This window comes from Streptomyces sp. NPDC025721 (assembly GCF_055558595.1).
In genome coordinates this window covers 28226-44957 of record NZ_JBVHMF010000022.1, presented here as the reverse complement: position 1 = coordinate 44957, position 16732 = coordinate 28226, and the positions used below count along the sequence as shown (strand labels likewise).

Annotated in this window: 18 protein-coding genes; 10 read left to right on the top strand and 8 right to left on the bottom strand. The window is 72.1% G+C overall.

Annotated features, from left to right (window positions below; genetic code table 11):
• Positions 1 to 45: 45 nt before the first annotated feature.
• On the bottom strand, positions 46 to 516 hold the full coding sequence (gene mce / locus ACZ4EF_RS26655) for a methylmalonyl-CoA epimerase (RefSeq protein WP_355349668.1): 471 nt from the start codon (positions 514 to 516) through the stop codon (positions 46 to 48).
• A gap of 140 nt (positions 517 to 656) precedes the next feature.
• On the opposite strand from mce, the gene ACZ4EF_RS26650 reads away from it, so the two are divergent.
• Together ACZ4EF_RS26650 and meaB are read left to right on the top strand one after the other, a co-directional pair.
• Complete coding sequence (locus tag ACZ4EF_RS26650; protein ID WP_401306279.1) at positions 657 to 1856, top strand: acetyl-CoA C-acetyltransferase; 1200 nt, start codon at positions 657 to 659, stop codon at positions 1854 to 1856.
• 94 nt (positions 1857 to 1950) lie between these two features.
• Positions 1951 to 2931: a methylmalonyl Co-A mutase-associated GTPase MeaB gene (gene meaB, locus ACZ4EF_RS26645; protein ID WP_467506599.1), complete on the top strand. Its 981-nt coding sequence runs from the start codon at positions 1951 to 1953 to the stop codon at positions 2929 to 2931.
• A 35-nt stretch (positions 2932 to 2966) separates the two neighbouring features.
• Here meaB and ACZ4EF_RS26640 read toward each other — a convergent pair whose 3' ends face one another.
• The 5 genes from ACZ4EF_RS26640 to ACZ4EF_RS26620 are packed head-to-tail and all read right to left on the bottom strand — an operon-like array spanning position 2967 to position 6421.
• Complete coding sequence (locus tag ACZ4EF_RS26640) at positions 2967 to 3455, bottom strand: MarR family winged helix-turn-helix transcriptional regulator (protein WP_467506598.1); 489 nt, start codon at positions 3453 to 3455, stop codon at positions 2967 to 2969.
• Between the two features lie 55 nt (positions 3456 to 3510).
• Positions 3511 to 4290 carry an AIM24 family protein gene (locus ACZ4EF_RS26635; protein WP_391161739.1) on the bottom strand — a complete coding sequence of 260 codons (780 nt, stop codon included), beginning with the start codon at positions 4288 to 4290 and terminating at the stop codon, positions 3511 to 3513.
• Between the two features lie 11 nt (positions 4291 to 4301).
• On the bottom strand, positions 4302 to 4952 hold the full coding sequence (locus ACZ4EF_RS26630) for an AIM24 family protein (RefSeq protein WP_355349656.1): 651 nt from the start codon (positions 4950 to 4952) through the stop codon (positions 4302 to 4304).
• The gene (locus tag ACZ4EF_RS26625) at positions 4952 to 5590 is read right to left on the bottom strand and encodes an AIM24 family protein (RefSeq protein WP_467506597.1); all 639 of its coding nucleotides are present in this window, start codon (positions 5588 to 5590) and stop codon (positions 4952 to 4954) included. The genes ACZ4EF_RS26630 and ACZ4EF_RS26625 overlap by 1 nt, the downstream gene beginning before the upstream one ends.
• A 6-nt stretch (positions 5591 to 5596) precedes the next feature.
• Positions 5597 to 6421 carry a DUF2127 domain-containing protein gene (locus tag ACZ4EF_RS26620; protein ID WP_355349651.1) on the bottom strand — a complete coding sequence of 275 codons (825 nt, stop codon included), beginning with the start codon at positions 6419 to 6421 and terminating at the stop codon, positions 5597 to 5599.
• A 210-nt stretch (positions 6422 to 6631) separates the two neighbouring features.
• Here ACZ4EF_RS26620 and ACZ4EF_RS26615 point away from each other — a divergent pair, with 210 nt between their 5' ends.
• Positions 6632 to 6976, top strand: a complete 345-nt coding sequence (locus ACZ4EF_RS26615) for a DUF3817 domain-containing protein (RefSeq protein ID WP_188281912.1) — start codon at positions 6632 to 6634, stop codon at positions 6974 to 6976.
• Positions 6973 to 7266 (top strand): MTH1187 family thiamine-binding protein, encoded by a 294-nt coding sequence (locus ACZ4EF_RS26610; RefSeq protein WP_189873200.1) that lies wholly within the window; start codon positions 6973 to 6975, stop codon positions 7264 to 7266. Before ACZ4EF_RS26615 ends, ACZ4EF_RS26610 begins: the two co-directional genes overlap by 4 nt.
• A gap of 85 nt (positions 7267 to 7351) precedes the next feature.
• Here ACZ4EF_RS26610 and ACZ4EF_RS26605 read toward each other — a convergent pair whose 3' ends face one another.
• Entirely contained in the window at positions 7352 to 8338 is a 987-nt protein-coding gene (locus tag ACZ4EF_RS26605) for an ArsR/SmtB family transcription factor (RefSeq protein WP_355349647.1), read from the bottom strand.
• A gap of 70 nt (positions 8339 to 8408) precedes the next feature.
• Between ACZ4EF_RS26605 and ACZ4EF_RS26600 the strand changes: the two genes are divergently transcribed.
• Entirely contained in the window at positions 8409 to 9755 is a 1347-nt protein-coding gene (locus ACZ4EF_RS26600) for an MFS transporter (RefSeq protein WP_391044621.1), read from the top strand.
• A gap of 91 nt (positions 9756 to 9846) precedes the next feature.
• On the opposite strand, the gene ACZ4EF_RS26595 is transcribed toward ACZ4EF_RS26600, so the two are convergent.
• Positions 9847 to 10962, bottom strand: a complete 1116-nt coding sequence (locus ACZ4EF_RS26595; protein WP_467506643.1) for a lipid II:glycine glycyltransferase FemX — start codon at positions 10960 to 10962, stop codon at positions 9847 to 9849.
• Positions 10963 to 11288: 326 nt separating this feature from the next.
• Between ACZ4EF_RS26595 and murJ the strand changes: the two genes are divergently transcribed.
• The 5 genes from murJ (at position 11289) to ACZ4EF_RS26570 (ending at position 16717) form a co-directional block, all read left to right on the top strand.
• Positions 11289 to 12989: a murein biosynthesis integral membrane protein MurJ gene (gene murJ, locus ACZ4EF_RS26590; protein WP_391044624.1), complete on the top strand. Its 1701-nt coding sequence runs from the start codon at positions 11289 to 11291 to the stop codon at positions 12987 to 12989.
• Between the two features lie 42 nt (positions 12990 to 13031).
• Complete coding sequence (locus ACZ4EF_RS26585) at positions 13032 to 13703, top strand: SigE family RNA polymerase sigma factor (protein ID WP_467506596.1); 672 nt, start codon at positions 13032 to 13034, stop codon at positions 13701 to 13703.
• Complete coding sequence (locus ACZ4EF_RS26580) at positions 13696 to 14745, top strand: hypothetical protein (protein WP_467506595.1); 1050 nt, start codon at positions 13696 to 13698, stop codon at positions 14743 to 14745. The genes ACZ4EF_RS26585 and ACZ4EF_RS26580 overlap by 8 nt, the downstream gene beginning before the upstream one ends.
• A gap of 144 nt (positions 14746 to 14889) precedes the next feature.
• Complete coding sequence (locus ACZ4EF_RS26575; protein ID WP_467506594.1) at positions 14890 to 16161, top strand: L,D-transpeptidase; 1272 nt, start codon at positions 14890 to 14892, stop codon at positions 16159 to 16161.
• A gap of 46 nt (positions 16162 to 16207) precedes the next feature.
• Positions 16208 to 16717 carry a MarR family winged helix-turn-helix transcriptional regulator gene (locus tag ACZ4EF_RS26570; RefSeq protein WP_188282203.1) on the top strand — a complete coding sequence of 170 codons (510 nt, stop codon included), beginning with the start codon at positions 16208 to 16210 and terminating at the stop codon, positions 16715 to 16717.
• The last annotated feature ends 15 nt before the right edge of the window (positions 16718 to 16732 follow it).

The following is a 16732-nucleotide window of genomic DNA, read 5'->3' as shown; positions in this document are numbered from 1 at the left end:
ACCCCGGTCGGCCCGGTCACTCTACCGGGCAGGACGGGGGTTGGGTCAGTGGTCCCGGGAGCCCTTCGCTGTCTCTGCCGTGGTCTTTTCCGCCGAGGTGACCAGCTCGGTCAGTACGCCGTGGCAGTCCTTGGGGTGCAGGAACGTGATCCGGGAGTCCATCGAGCCCCTGCGCGGCTCGTCGTAGAGCACCCGTACGCCCTTGTCGCGGATCGCGGCGGAGTCGGCGTCCACGTCCGCGGTGCCGAAGGCGATGTGGTGCACGCCCTCGCCGTTCTTGGCCAGCCACTTGCCGACCGCGGAGTCCTCCCGGGTGGGCTCCAGGAGCTGGAGGTAGCTGGCGCCCCCGTCGGAGGTGCCGTTGATCCTGAGCATGGCCTCGCGTACGCCCTGCTCCTCGTTCACCTCGCTGTGCGCCACTTCGAAGCCGTAGGTGGCACGGTAGAACTCGACGGTCGCGTCCAGGTCGAAGCAGGCGATGCCGATGTGGTCGATGCGGGTCAGCCCAGTAGCCATGGACACAGTGCACCGCACCGGTATGTGGTCACGCAACGTGCGCGCCGTCACACGTTCCGACGGGTGACCGAGCGGCCTACCCCTCAGTACATTGACGATAACCCTCGTTAACTTCTCTCTTCAGCCGAAGGGGCCGCACCATGACCAGCCAGGCACGTACATCCGTGATCGTCGCAGGTGCCCGAACCCCGATGGGCAGGCTCCTGGGCAGCCTGCGCACCTTCTCCGGGTCGGACCTCGGCGGTGTCGCGATCAAGGCCGCGCTCGACCGCGCCGGAATCGGCGGCGACCAGGTGCAGTACGTGATCATGGGCCAGGTGCTCCAGGCGGGCGCGGGCCAGATCCCGGCCCGGCAGGCGGCGGTCAAGGCCGGCATCCCGATGAGCGTGCCCGCGCTCACCGTCAACAAGGTGTGCCTGTCCGGCCTCGACGCCATCGCGCTGGCCGACCAGCTCATCCGGGCCGGCGAGTTCGACATCGTGGTCGCGGGCGGCCAGGAGTCCATGACCAACGCCCCGCACCTGCTGCCCAAGTCCCGCGAGGGACACAAGTACGGCGCGATCGAGATGCTGGACGCGATGGCGTACGACGGGCTGACCGACGCCTTCGAGAACATCGCGATGGGCGAGTCGACCGAGACGCACAACGGGCGGCTCGGCATCGAGCGCGCCCCGCAGGACGAGTTCGGCGCGCTGTCCCACCAGCGGGCCGCCGCCGCGCAGAAGAACGGCGTCTTCGACGCCGAGATCACCCCGGTGGAGATCCCGCAGCGCAAGGGCGACCCGGTGGTCTTCAGCCAGGACGAGGGCATCCGCCCCGAGACCACCGCCGAGTCGCTGGGCAAGCTGCGGCCCGCCTTCAAGAAGGACGGCACGATCACCGCCGGTACGGCCTCGCAGATCTCCGACGGCGCCGCCGCCGTGGTCGTCATGAGCCGCGCCAAGGCGGAGGAGCTGGGGCTGGAATGGCTCGCCGAGATCGGTGCCCACGGCAATGTCGCCGGCCCGGACAACTCGCTCCAGTCCCAGCCGTCCAACGCCATCAGGCACGCGCTCGGCAAGCAGGGCCTGACCGTGGACGACCTCGACCTCATCGAGATCAACGAGGCGTTCGCGGCCGTCGCCGTCCAGTCGATGAAGGACCTGGGCGTCACCCCTGAAAAGGTGAACGTGAACGGCGGCGCCATCGCCCTGGGCCACCCGATCGGCATGTCGGGAGCACGTATCGTGCTGCACCTGGCCCTCGAACTGAAGCGGCGCGGCGGCGGTACGGGAGCGGCGGCGCTGTGCGGCGGCGGCGGACAGGGCGACGCGCTGATCATCACGGTCGCGGGGAACTGACGGGCCCGGCCCTTCGGTTCCACGGCTTTTCCGGGTTCTTCCCGGGTCTTTTCGGGCTTTTTCGGTAGTGAGCGGGAAGAGGGAGCGAACAGACGTGGTGGACGTCCTCACCTTGGTCGAGCAGGCGCGGCAGGGGCGGCCGAGGGCCGTGGCCCGGCTGATCTCGCTCGTGGAGGGGGCGTCCCCGCAACTCCGCGAGGTGATGGCCGCACTCGCGCCGCTGACCGGCGGCGCGTACGTGGTCGGCCTCACCGGGTCGCCGGGCGTCGGCAAGTCCACGTCGACCTCGGCGCTGGTCACCGCGTACCGCAAGGCGGGCAAGCGGGTCGGCGTCCTGGCCGTCGACCCGTCGTCGCCGTTCTCCGGCGGCGCCCTGCTCGGCGACCGAGTCCGTATGTCGGAGCACGCCTCCGACCCCGGCGTCTACATCCGCTCCATGGCCACCCGCGGCCACCTCGGCGGCCTCGCCTGGGCCGCCCCCCAGGCCATCCGGGTGCTGGACGCGGCGGGCTGCGACATCGTCCTCGTCGAGACCGTCGGCGTCGGCCAGTCCGAGGTCGAGATCGCCGCGCAGGCCGACACCTCCGTCGTGCTGCTCGCCCCCGGCATGGGCGACGGCATCCAGGCCGCCAAGGCCGGAATCCTGGAGATCGGCGACGTCTACGTGGTCAACAAGGCCGACCGCGACGGAGCCGACGCCACCGCCCGCGAGCTGAACCACATGCTCGGCCTCGGCGAAGCCCGCGAGGCGGGGGACTGGCGGCCCCCCATCGTCAAGACCGTCGCCGCGCGCGGCGAGGGCATCGACGAAGTCGTCGAAGCCCTGGAGAAGCACCGCGCCTGGATGGAGGAGCGCGGCGTCCTGGCCACCCGCCGCCGGGCCCGCGCCGCCACCGAGGTCGAGCACATCGCCGTCACCGCCCTGCGCTCCCGCATCGGCGACCTCCGCGGCGACCAGCGCCTGGACTCCCTCGCCGAGCGCGTCACCGACGGCACCCTCGACCCCTACGCGGCGGCCGACGAACTGATCGCCGGCCTCACCTCGAACGAGCCCGGGACCTCTCCTGAGGACTGAGGCACTGAGGCGCTGAGCCCCTGACGCCCGCGGGGCTACTTCTCGCGGACCGTGCGGAGGTGGTCGGCCACCGGGCCCATGGCGCGGCGGTAGGTCGCGAGGTCCTCCGGGGCGATGAGGTCGATGAAGTGCGCGCGGACCGCGGCGACATGACGGGGGGCGACCTGGCGCATGGTGGCCCAGCCCTGGTCGGTGAGGACCGCGTAGAGACCGCGGCGGTCGGACTCGCAGTTCTCGCGGCGGACGAGACCGGCCGCCTCCATGCGGGTGATCTGGTGCGACAGGCGGCTCTTGGACTGGAGCGTGGAGCGCGCCAGATCGCTCATGCGCAGCCGCCGCTCCTCGGCCTCGGAGAGGTTGACCAGGATCTCGTAGTCGTTGTTGGTCAGGCCGAAGGACTGGAGGTCCCGCTCGAGTTGGTACATGAGCAGCCGGCTGACGTCCAGATGGATGCGCCAGGCGCGCTGCTCGTCCTCGGTGAGCCAAGCCGTAGCGCTTTCAGCTTCTGCTGTCACGGTCTCCATAGAGTGAATTCTACCGGCGGTCACACCGCGGATGATCGTCAGGGTAGCGGGACGGTCACCGTCCGAAACGGCCCTGCCCGGGTGCGCCCGCGCCGGGGACGCCGGGTCCGGCCTGTCCCGGCACGCCGCCGGTGTCGACCTCGGCCATCAGCGTCTCGGTGGACTGGAGCAGCACCTGCCCCGCGCCGACGAACTCGAACTGGTGCTCCTCGCCCGACGCCCCGCCGATCCCGGTCATCGCGCGGATACCGCCGAGGACACCGCGCAGATACGCGTGGTCGTAGTGGTGGCAGGGGGACGGGCAGTCCGCCCAGCCGACCAGCGCCTGCGGGTCGACCCGGATGGGCGGCTCCACGAAGTGCACCGCGCCGTTGGACGCGGCCACGAACTTCCCCGTGCCGATCAGCGTCAGAAAGCCGGGAATGATCGATTGCTTGAGCGCCAGCGTGGGCTCGAAGGCCAGCAGATTCCCCGACCTGATGGTCAGATTGCCGTCCTCCAGGTCGTACGAATTGATGTCGTACGACCGGTCGGCGAGCAGCATCTTGCCGCGCCCCTGCGCCACCACCCAGTCCGCGGCGTGCAGCGGCGAGTGGAAGCTGGTGGCGACCAGCCGGTCCAGCGGGCCGTGCCCGATCGCGTGGAAGTCGACCTGCCCGTAATAGGCGATCATCTTCCCCTTCTGGAGGAACCACTGCCCGTCCAACTCCACGCAGAAGGCGTACGGGTTGACGTTGTCGTTCACCGGCAGCGTGTACGGGTCGTACACCACGGGCCCGCCGCTGTCGCCCGGCGCGCCGCCCGGTACGCCGCCCCCCGGAGGGCCCCAGCCCATCGGACCGCCGCTCACAGCTTCTCCTCCGACGCCTGTACGTAGACCATTCCCTGCCCGGACAGCTCCAGTTGGAACGCCTCGCCCGAGCCGCGCCCGACCATCTCGCGCCAGCCGAGCGCCGCGGACAGCTTGTTGCGTACGTCGCCGCGGTGGGCGACATACGCCTGCGGGTCGACGTGCACCGGGCGCTGCGGGGCGATGGGCAGTTCGATGACACCGCCGTGCGCCATGACGGCGACCGACCCCTTGCCCTGGAGCGTGGTGGTGAACAGGCCCTGCCCGGTGACCTGACCGCGTATGACGCCCATGACACCGCCCTGCGAACCCATGAACATGGTGCCCTGCCGGAGCGAGCCGTCGAAGGCGAGCAGCCGGTCGGCCTCGACGTACAGCGTCTCGCCCGCGAGGTCGATGGAGTGGATGTGGTGCCCGCCGTGCCCGAACATCACCGAGCCGTCGCCCTCGATGGTCATCAGCGGCGTCGCCTCGTTGGCGACCCGGCGGCCGATCATCGACATCACACCGCCCTGCCCGCCGGTGATGCTCGGCGTGAAGGAGACCTCGCCGCGGTACGCCAGCATCGCCCCGCGCTGGCTGAACATCCGCTGGCCCGGGGCGATCGCGGCCTCCACCATCTTGGAGTTGATCCTGGTGAACGGCATCAGAGCTGACCCCCGATCGTGGTGCGCTCGCTGGGCTGCACGTACACCAGCCCGTCGCCCTCGAAGCGGATCTGGAAGCTCTCGCCCGACCCCTCGCCGATCACCGTGCGCCAGCCCACCGACTGCTGGAGCTGCTGCCGCAGATTCCCGGTGTGCGCGATGTACGCGCCCGGGTCCACGATCAGCGGCGTCGCGGCCGACACCCGCAGCACGATCGCGGGCCCGTCGGACATCACGGCCGCCTGCCCGGTGCCCTCGACGGTCGTGGTGAACAGGCCGTTGCCCTGCGAGGCGCCGCGCAGCCCGGTGAAGGTGGTGCCGGTGCGCAGCGCGGAGTCGGTGGCCAGCAGATTGCTCGCCTCGACGTACAGCTTCTCGCCGTTCAGCCGGACCAGATTGATCTCGGTGGCCCGGTCGGCGAAGTAGCACGTGCCGTGCCCCTTCACCTCCATGACGGCCATCGACTCACCGGTGATCCGGCGGGTGACCAGGCCGCGCAGGCCCTCGCCGCCGCCGGTCATCTTCTTGAACGTCATCTCGCCCTCATAGGCGACCATCGCGCCGTTCTTCGCCTTGACGGTGTCGCCGGTGAGGTCCACGGCGAGCACCCGGGTGCCCTGGAGCCGGAAGCGTGGCATCGCGGATCAGACGCCGTCCGCCGTGGACCGCTGCCGCACCGGCAGCGGCGGCTTGGGCGCGTGGTCGCCCGGCACCTCGCCCGCGGCCTCCTCGACCTCCAGCAGCGACGCGCTCCGGCGCTCGGCCTCGAACGCCTTGTGGCCGCCGCGCAGCCCGAACAGCCGCTTGCCGAGCAGGATGTAGAGGACGGCCAGCACATTGAGCGTGATCGTGGCGACCTTGAACCAACTGACCCGCTCGGTCAGCTCGTAGCCCTCGATCGGCAGGAACGCGGCGGTCGCCACCACCGCCAGATACTCCGCCCAGCGCTTGCCCCACCACAGGCCGAAGCCCTCGATGATCTCGATCAGCGCGTACGCCAGCAGCAGCGCGGCGACGAGCTGGAGGGTGGAGTGCTTGTAGTCGAAGGTCTTGCGGATGGTGTCGACGACCGGCGAGTGGTCCAGGTCGTAGTGGAAGTGCTCGGCGACCGGCTTGAAGACGGTGAGGTCCTTCTCGAACAGGTCGCGCACCGCGTTCTGCGAGTTGCTGAACCGCCAGACCGCCCAGGCGGCGATCAGGACCAGCAGGCCGCGCAGGATCCGCTCGACGGCCAGGAAGCGCAGGATGAACAGGTCGCGCAGCGCCCGGCCGCGCGGCACCTCGGGGGCGCGGTCGGCGGGGCCGGCGCCGTGCGGGTCGCCGAGGACGAAGTCGCCGCAGCGCAGACAGCGCCACACCGTGCCGACGGCGGTGCTCGCGTGCAGCTTCTGCCGCAGGTGGTTCTCGTCGGGCGCGTAGGTGATGTGCCCCTTGCGGGCGCAGTGCCGCCGGTCCCAGTCCATCGTCATCGTGTCTCGGTCCCCGTTGGGTGGTCGGTCAGGTCGTGCGGATCACGTCGTGCGGGTGGTGCGTACGGGTCGTGTCGTGGACAGGGACGCTATCGCCCGTCCCGCGGTTTCCTACCCCCGGGGCGGACCATCGATACGGGCCGGTGATAATGGGGTGGTCTTGTGATCACGTTCACAAGCCTGTTTCCCGCCACCGACAGTGAGGTTCTCGTGGACCTGAAGACCGCCACCGCCCTGCGCAGACTCCGTCTGATCTCCGCCCCGGAAGCGGTGTCGTTCCTGCTGCTGATGGTCTGCTCGGTGCTCAAGCGGACCACCGACTTCAACGCGGTGCCCGTCATGGGCATGGTGCACGGAGTCCTGTTCGTCCTCTACGTCGTCTTCTGGGCGGACGCCTGGCGCCGCGCCAAGTGGTCGCCGGCCCGCGGCGCCCTCTTCTTCGTGCTGTCCGTCCTGCCCACCGGCGGCTTCTTCGCCGAGCGGATGCTGCGCCGCGAGTCCGAGGAGTCGGTCGTGGCCGCGCGCGGCGCTCAGGGCGAGGCGGTCGGCGCATGATCGTCGCCTTCTCCGTCACCCCGCTGGGCGTCGGCGAGGACGTCGGCGAGTACGTGGCCGACGCCGTCCGCGTGGTCCGCGAGTCCGGGCTGCCGAACCGTACGGACGCGATGTTCACCTCCGTCGAGGGGGAGTGGGACGAGGTGATGGACGTCGTACGGCGGGCCGTCGCCGCGGTCGAGGCGCGTGCGCCCCGGGTGTCGCTGGTCCTCAAGGCCGACATCAGGCCGGGCGTGACGGACGGACTGACCTCGAAGGTCGAGACGGTGGAGCGCCACCTCTCCGAGTAGCGGAGCGGTGGGGCGGCGGAGTGCCGCGATGGCGGACGCCCGGATGGCGGCGGGCGCCGTCAGCGGCCCGTTGTCCCGCGCGCGCTCAGAACAGCCCGCCGGTCGTGAGCGCGATCCCGAGCGGCGTCCGTTCGTACAGCACCTGGTGCCCGTAGCGCCGGGACGCCAGCAGACCCGCGTCGCGCAGCACCGCCAGATGCGCGGAGACCGACGACAGCGCGAGGGCGTGCCGGTGGGCCAGCGCCGTCGTGGTGCTGGGCGCGTCGAGGTCGCTGAGGATCGCGGCCCGGTTGGCGCCGAGCAGCGCGATCATCGCGGCGGACGCGGTCGGCCCGGTCTCGGCCCACAGCCCGCCGATGCCGCGTGCCGGATAGACGACGGTGGGCTGCCAGGGCGGGTCGAAGGCGTTGCCCGCCTCGGGCCAGAAGAAGACGCTGGGCACCAGCACCAGCCCCTGGCCGCTGAGATCCGGCAGGTGCGAGGTGTGCCCCGCCGCCGTCAGCGCGCCCTCCGACCAGCTCAGCTTCGGGTGCAGCGCGGTGAACAGCCGCTGCATGCCGCCGTCCGCCAGCCGCCGCGCGTGATAGGCGATGTCCGCCTCGAGCACCGCCCGCAGCCGGGGCCAGTGCGGGGCGAGCAGGGCAGCCCACACATGCTCGTACAAACCGGCCAACTGCCGTACGGTTCCGGCCGGATCGGCGAGCATCGCGCGGCCCCGCTTGCCGTGCTCCGCGCCCGGGGTCTGGGCCAGCGCGGCCTGGATCTGGCGGTGCGCCTCGTCCGGGTCCGTGGCCCGTACGACGTCGAGTTCGTCGTCCAGGGTGCCCAGGGGCGCCTGGGGCGGGGGGTGCAGAAAGTCCGGGGGGTGCCCGTGATCCGGTGCCAGCAGCCACAGCGGAGCCAGGTCGAGACCGGCCGCGGCGGCCCTGACCTGCCGCAACCAGGGCAGGTGGTAGCCGTGTCGGTCCGGCCGGGACAGGGTACGTATCGCCCCCTGGGTCTCCCGCAGCGGTGAGATGGCGAAGCGGCACCGCAGAAGGTCCTCAGCCGCAAATCGCATACGAAACGACATCACGACCCCCAAGATTCGGCTCAGTCCGAAACACTACGATATGCAGTGCTCATGCCACCAGGGTGATGTCATGACAACGGACAGCGAGCACCCCCCACCAGGTGGACGCACCCCATCGCCGACCGGTTCGCAGCCCGCTCCCACCACCCACGGGAAGGGCGACGGCACGCCTCCTACCAGCGGCGCGACCGCCACCGGCGACAGCACTCCCACCGGCTACGGTGCCGTTTTCGCGGTCAGGGAATTCCGCCCGATCTTCGCCGCGCATGTCCTGTCCGTCCTCGGCAGCGTCTTCGCCGAGGTCTCGCTGGCCGTCCTCGTCTTCCGGCAGACCGGCTCCGCCGTCCTCACCGCGCTGATCTTCGCGCTCGGTTTCCTGCCCTACGCGCTCAGCGGCATCCTGCTGTCCGGAATCTCCGACCGGTACCCCACCCGCCGCGTCCTGGTGGCCTGCGATCTGCTCTGCGCGGCCTTCGTCGCGGTGATGGCCGTGCCGGCCACGCCGCTCGCCCTTCTCTTCGTGCTACGCGTGTCCGTCTCGATGATCACGCCGCTGTTCACCGGCACGAGGGCCGCCAGCCTGGCCGACATCCTCCACGGCGACGTCTTCGTGCTCGGCCGCTCCCTGGTGCGGATCGTCGGCCAGAGCTCGCAGATCATCGGCTACGGAATCGGCGGTCTCGTCCTGGTGTGGCTGTCGCCGCGCGCCGCGCTGCTGGTGACGATCGGCACCTTCCTCAGCTCCGCGCTGCTGCTGCGCTTCGGCACCCGCGACCGGCCCGCCCGGGTCACCGGGACCGGCGCCATGATGCGCGACTCGATCGGCTCCGCGGGGCGGCTGTTCCGCAACGCGCGAATCCGCTCGCTGATGCTCATGTGGTGGGTGCCGCCGATGTTCTGCGTCGTCGCCGAGGGCGTCGCCGCGCCCTACGCGGACGCGGCGGGCGCGGGCTCCGCGGGCTTCGGCATCCTGCTCGCCGCGATGCCCGCGGGCACCGTCGTCGGCGAGGTGCTGGCGGGCACGCTGCTCACCCCGTCCGCCCGCGAACGGATCGCCATCCCGCTCGCCGCCGTCTCGATGCTGCCCTTCGTCTGCTTCCTCGTGCACCCCTCGCTGCCGCTGGCGATCGTGCTGCTGCTGATCACCGGGGTCACCACCGCGTACGCGCTCGGCATCGACAAGTGGTTCGTGCACGACGTGCCCGAGGACATGCGCGGCCGGGCCATGTCGCTGCTCGGCGCCGGGATCATGACGCTCCAGGGCGTCGGCATGACGGTCGGCGGCGCCGTCGCGGAGTGGGTGCCGCCCTACGCGGTGATCGCGGGCGCGGGGATACTCGGCACGCTCAGCGTCGTGCCCGTGCTGCGGTCGGTACGCCGTACGCAGCCGATGGGCGCCGCGGCCAGCCCCGCCTGAGCGGCAACGGCCCTTTCGGGGCTACGCGTTGAGCCCGTGAGCCCGTGGGCCCGTGAGCCCGTGAATTTGTCAGCCCGTGGCCCCGGGGCGTTCAGCGCCGGGTCAGATACGCGTGCATCGCCCGGTGCAGCGTCCTGTTGACCGCGCCCTGGAGCGGCAGCTCCCACTCGCCCACCGTCTCCACCGCCTCCCCGCCGGTGCCCAACTTCCAGCGCAGCAGCCCGTAGGCGCGCGCCGCAGGGTCGAGGCCGTCGGGCACCCCGCGCATGTCGTAGACCGCCGCGCCCATCGCCTGCGCGTCGCACAGCATCCGCCACTGGAGCGCGTTGCTCGGCCGCACCTCGCGGCGGTGGTCGGCCGAGGCACCCGTCTGGTACCAGACCCGGCCGCCGTCCGGCGCGGTCAACAGCGTGTGCGCGGCGAGGAGTTCGCCCTCGTGCCGCGCGGTGTACAGCCGCATGCGGCCCGGCTCCTCGGCGTTGAGCGCCTCGTACTGCCGCCGGTAGTAGTCCAGCGACCGGCCGAGGTCGAAGCCGTCGCGGGCCTCGGTGACCCGCAGCAGCTCGTGGAAGGCCGGCAGCGCCTCCGGGCCCTCGACACCCGTGCGCACACCGCACTTGGCGGCCTTCTTCACGTTGCGCCGCCACTCCTGGTTGAGGCCGGTCCACAGGTCGTCCAGACCGCGCCCGGCCAGCGGTATCTCGAACACCAGCCGCGGCTGCGCGTCCCCACCCTGCCCGTCCTCGCCGCAGCGCCGCCAACCGCCCTCGCGCAGCCGGTCGGAGACCGCCGCGCCCAACGGCTCGACCAGGTCGGGCAGCACGTCACCGACCCGGCGCCCGGGGCCCGACGCGTCCTTCAACGTCCGCGCCGTCCACCGCCGGTACGCCAGCGGCGGCCCCATCCGTACCGCGAACGCCCCCGTACCGCGCAGGTGTTCCAGCAGCGGGTCGAGCCAGCGGTCCAGGCGCGGATCGGCCCAGTCCACCGCGGGGCCCTCCGGGAGGTACGCGAACGACCGCCGTACGCCCGGCAGTTGGCGGTACAGGACCAGCGCGGAGCCGACCGGCCGGTCGTGCTCGTCCAGCCAGGCCAAGCTCTCCGCCTGCCAGCCGGACTTCACCCGCGCCCAGGCGGGCGTCTGGAGGAAGCTCGCGGTGTACGGGCCGGGGCGGCGGACGAAGTCGGCGTGCGCGGAGGCGGGCATCGGCAGCAGCCGCAGAGCACCGGTGCCGGTGCCTTTGTCGCCCGCGGCGCGGTCGGAGCCGGAGCCGGAGCCGGAACGCTGGTGAGTGGTCATCGTCAAGGCGTCGTCCTCCGCGCTGCGGGGCGGGCCGGGGCGGCCCGCTCACGAAGGACACGCCCGGCGCGGCCGTCAGGTGACAGAGACTTTTCCGACACCCGCCGTACCGCCCCGCGACTTCCGTCAGCCGTGACCGCCGGGGCAGACTGCGCGTCTGCCCAGGGGACGGGGACCCGCGCGACCAGCCGGTACCGGGCACAGGACGACCAGCGTGAACAGGGGACCGACGGGTGACTTCAGCAGTGGACGGCTCCACGCACCGCAAGGGGCGGCGGGCACACGCCCGCGACACCAACTCCCTGCGGCGCAGCGGCGGTCTGATGATGGCCGGGTCGCTGGTGTCCCGCGCCACCGGCTTCCTGCGGCTGGCGACGATCACCGCCGCGCTCGGCACGGCGGCGGCCGGAGACGCCTTCGGGGTCGCCAACACCGTGCCCAACATCATCTACGCGCTGATGATCGGCGGCGCCCTCCAGTCCGTCTTCGTCCCCGAACTCGTCCGCGCCGCCCGCGAGCACGCCGACGGCGGCCAGGCGTACACCGACCGGCTGCTCACCCTGTGCGCGGTCGCGCTGCTCGCCGTCACCGCCCTCGCGGTGCTCGCCGCGCCCTGGCTGGTCAGCGCGTACGCGCCCGGCTTCAGCGGCGGCCAGCGCGACCTGACCGTGTCGCTGGCCCGCTACTGCCTGCCGCAGATCCTCTTCTACGGCCTGTTCACGCTCCTCGGCCAGGTCCTCGGCGCCCGCGACCGGTTCGGCGCCATGATGTGGACCCCGGTGCTCAACAACCTCGTCGTGATCGCCGTCTTCGGCCTGTACCTCGCGGTCGCGAGCGGGGGCATCGGACACCGGGACGCGCTGCTGCTCGGCCTCGGCAGCACCGCGGGTATCGCGGTGCAGGCCCTCGCGCTGCTGCCGTCGCTGCGCGCCACCGGCTTCCGCTGGCACCCGCGGTTCGACTGGCGCGGCGCCGGACTGACCCAGCCGATGCGGGCCGCCGTGTGGACGCTGCTGCTGGTCCTGGTCAACCAGGGCGCGTACTGGGTGGTGACCCGGCTGTCCACCTCCGCCGGACTGCGCGCGCTGGCCTCGGGCCACTCCACCGGCGTCGGCTACGCGGCCTACAGCAACGCGTACAGCCTGTGGGTCGTCCCGCAGGGCATCGTCACCGTGTCGCTGGCCACCGCGCTGCTGCCGCGCATGAGCCGGGCCGCGGCCGACGGCGACCACGCGGCGATCGGCGCCGACCTCACGCGCGGCCTCACCGTCTCCGGCACCGCCGTCGTCCCCGCCGTCTTCGCCTTCCTCACGCTCGCCCCGCAGATCACCGGCGTCGTCTTCCAGCACGGCGCCACCAGCGAGGCGGACGCCCGCGCCATCGCCTGGATGCTGGTCGCCTTCGCCGTCGGCCTGCCCGCCTTCGCGGGCCAGTACCTGCTCGCGCGCGGCTACTACGCGCTCGGCGACACCCGTACGCCCTTCTTCCTCAACGTCCTCATCGCCGCCGTCAACGCCGCGAGCGCCGCTGCCTGTTACGCGCTGCTCCCGGCCCGCTGGGCGGTCACCGGCATGGCCGCCGGATACGCGCTCGCCTGTACGGTCGGCCTGCTGGCCACCGCCGCGCTGCTGCGCCGCCGCCTGGGCTGGCGGCCCCGCGTCCTGGGCCACCACGTACGGCTCACCGCGGCCTTCCTGCCGGGCGCGGCCCTGGCGCTGCTCACCGCCCACGCCGTCACCGCCCGGCTCGGCGGCGGCCCGGCAGGCGACCTCACGGGCCTGCTGCTGGGCGCCGCCGCCCTGTGCCTGCCCGCGCTGGTGCTGGCCCGGCCGCTCGGGCTCGACCTCGGACCGGTGTCGCGGCTCACGGGAGGGCCTGCCAAGAGGCGCGGCGCGGGGCCCACGGAAAAAAACTCCCGTCCGCCTGTCACATAAGGCCGCCGCCGCGCGTGTAGTTCTGAGGGAGGGAAGAACCACATGACCGCACAGCCAGAACCGGCGGCGGACTTCGACCAGTTCTACGCCGCCACGGCGAAGCGCATGGTGGCCGTCGTCTACACGATCACCGGGGACCTGGGTGAGGCGGAGGACGCCGTGCAGGAGGCGTACGCCAGGGCATGGCAGCGCTGGCCGAAGCTCACCGCGGAGGGCGACCCCGCGCCCTGGGTGCGTACCGTCGCCGTACGTCTGGCGGTGAGCACCTGGCGCAAGGCCCGCAACCGGGTGCGCGCGCACTTCCGGCACGGGCCGCCGCCCGACGCCCCGGCGCTCGCACCCGACCGGGTCGCGCTGATCGACGCCCTGCGCGCGCTCGGCGACGACCAGCGCACCGCCGTGGTCATGCACCACCTCCTCGACCTGCCGGTGGAGGAGATCGCCCGGCAGACCGGCGTGTCCAGCGCCGCCGTACGGACCCGGCTGAGCCGGGGGAGGAGAGCACTGGGGGCCCTGCTCAAGGACGACCCGGCGGACGACGCGGAGCCCGAACCCGCCGCGTACGCGTCCGCCGCCCACGACACCGCCCGTCGCGGCGCTCACGACCCCGCCGGTCGGGACGCCGCCACCGCTACCGCTACCGCCACAGCCGACGACGCACGCCACGCACGTGCGGCGCGCCACCGCACCGAGGAGGTGCCCCTCCATGGCTGACCCGTTCGGCCGCCCGGCCGGTCCCGACCCCCTCGGCACCGCCGCCGACGCCCCCGCCGCCGACATGGACACCGACATCGGCTCGCACTCCGACATCGGCTCGGACACCGACATCGGCCCGGACTCCGCCGATCCGCTGGACGAGCGGCTGCGCGGACTCGCCCGCGACACCGAGCCGTTGGTCGTACTCGCCGGGGCCCCGGCCGCCCGCAGGCTCGGCGAACGGCGGCGCGCCCGCCGCAGGACCGGGGCCGTGTCGCTGGTCGCGGCCCTCGCGGTCGCCGTCGGCACCTGGCAGTTGCTGCCCGGCTCCGACGGCCCGCGCGGCACCGGCGCGCTGCCGGGCACCGTCGCGTCCACCACGCCCCCGCCGGAGCCGCCCGACCCGGCCGCCCTGGCCCATCGCCTCACCGACGAGCTGCTGCCGCCCGGCGCCCTGCCGTTCTTCCCGGTGGCCCCCTGGAAGACCCTCGCCCCGGGTACCGCGCTCAAGCTCATGGGGGCCTGCCCGGTGCCGTCTCCCGCCGGAGACGTACGGGCCGGCGCGGTGCGGCTGTACGGCGCGTCGGCGGGGGAGGAGGCGGAGTACCTGCTCTACGCGTTCACCGACGCCGAGGCCGCCCGCTACCGGACGGAACGGTTCGGCGAGGCGGTGAAGGACACGTGCGGTGTCGAGCTGACCACCGACCTCGGCACGACCGGTGAGGCTGCCGACAGTCCGGTCACCTACCAGGGCAGCAGCAGAACGGGCACCGGGGTGCAGATCCTGATGAACCGGCAGGGCGCCTACCTCGCCGTGCTGCTGATCCGCGGGCTGGGGAACCCGCTGGGCTCCGGGAGCGACTATGCCAACAAGCACCCGCAGCCGATCGCCTGCATCGCGGCGTCGCTGAACCGGCTGACGGAGGCCGGCGCGCGACCGAGCGCTTCCATGTCGCCGCCGGACGTCTCCATCGACGGCACCAGCGGCGGGGTCGGCAGCGGGGTCGGCGGCGGGTCCACGATGTCGCGCGGCTTCGTCGGCGACGGGAAGTCGTGCTGAGCCGCCGCGTTCTGTCCTGACCTCATCCGCCGCCGACCTGCCCGCCGCCGAGCCGAACACCGCCGCCCCGATCACCGCCGATCCGAACACTCTTCGCCCCGACCACCGTTCGCCCCGACCACCTCTGACAAGGAACCGACTGCCGTGTACCGCACTCGCATACGCAACCCCCGACCGCGGGCGCTCGCCGTGCCCGCCCTCCTGCTGGCCGTGGCGATGGGCGTCACCGCGTGCGGCGGCCACGACGGCGACAAGGCGGGCGGCTCGTCCGACGGCAAGGGCGCGGGCCGGTCCGCGTCCGCCGACTCCGCCGCGCGGATCACCGTCACACCGGCCAAGGACACCGCGGACGTCGACCCGGCCGCGCCGGTCAAGGTCACCGTCGACGGCGGCACCCTCGGCACGGTCACCGTGACCCCCGAGGGCACGTCCAAGGACGGCGTGACGCCGATCGAGGTGACCGGCGCCCTGGACGCCGCCAAGCACACCTGGACCTCCGACCGCACGATGACCCCCGGCACCGCCTACACCGTCCAGGTCACCGCGGCCGACAGCGCGGGCAAGCAGACCCGTGCCACCAGCGCCTTCCGCACCCTGACGGCGGCCAAGGTCAACGGCGTCACCCCGACCCCGCTGAACAACGCGGTCGTCGGCGTCGGTCTGCCCGTCTCCCTCGCCTTCGACAAGCCGGTCACCGACAAGGCGGCCAGGGCGGCGGTCGAGAAGGCGCTGACCGTCACCACCAGCCCTGCCGTCCAGGGCAGTTGGGGCTGGATCACCGACCCGCTGACCGGCATCCAGCGGGTGGACTGGCGGCCGGACGCGTACTGGACGCCGAACACCAAGGTCACGCTGACCGCCAAGCTCAGCGGCATCGACACCGGGGGCGGGCGCTATCTGCGCCGCGACATCCACGACACGTTCACCATCGGCACCGCCCGGATCTCGTACGTCGACCTCAAGGCGCACACCATGCGGGTCACCGAGAACGGCAAGACCGTCAAGAACTTCAAGATCTCCGGCGGCAAGCCCGCCTTCCCCACCTGGAACGGGCAGATGGTGGTGATCAGCAAGCAGTCCACCGTGCGGATGACGTCCTCGTCGGTCGGCATCGCCACCTCCGAGGACTCGGCGGACTTCTACGACAAGGACGTGAAGTACGCGGTCCACATCACCACCTCCGGCACGTACACCCACGCGGCGCCCTGGAACGACGCGATGATGGGCGTGCAGAACGGCAGCCACGGGTGCATCGGCATGCACACCGCGGACGCCAAGTGGTTCTTCGACCGGGCGGTCCGCGGCGACCTGGTGATCACCTCGGGCTCCACGCGCGCCACCGTCGACAAGGGCAACGGCTTCGGTGAGTGGAACCTCGGCAAGGACGCGTGGCGCCGGCTCAGCGCGCTCGCCTGACGAGACACTTGTGCCCACTATGTGACCGACGGGTAGGCTCTTCGCCGTGTCAAAGCCGCTGAGCCTGCCCTTCGATCCGATCGCCCGCGCCGACGAGCTGTGGACCCGGCACTGGGGCGGGGTCCCCTCGATGGGTGCCATCACCTCGATCATGCGCGCCCAGCAGATCCTGCTCGGCCAGGTCGACGCGGTGGTCAGGCCGTACGGGCTGACCTTCGCGCGGTACGAGGCGCTGGTGCTGCTCACCTTCTCCAAGGCGGGCGAGCTGCCGATGTCCAAGATCGGCGAGCGGCTGATGGTGCACCCGACGTCCGTCACCAACACCGTGGACCGGCTGGTCTCCGCCGGTCTCGTCGCCAAGCGCCCCAACCCCAACGACGGCCGCGGCACCCTCGCCTCGATCACCGACAAGGGCCGCGAGATCGTCGAGTCCGCCACCCGCGACCTGGTCGCCATGGACTTCGGCCTCAGCGCCTACGACGCGGAGGAGTGCGGCGAGATCTTCGCGCTCCTGCGCCCCCTGCGGATAGCGGCGGGCGACTTCGAGGAGTCCTGACCTGCGGTCGGCTCC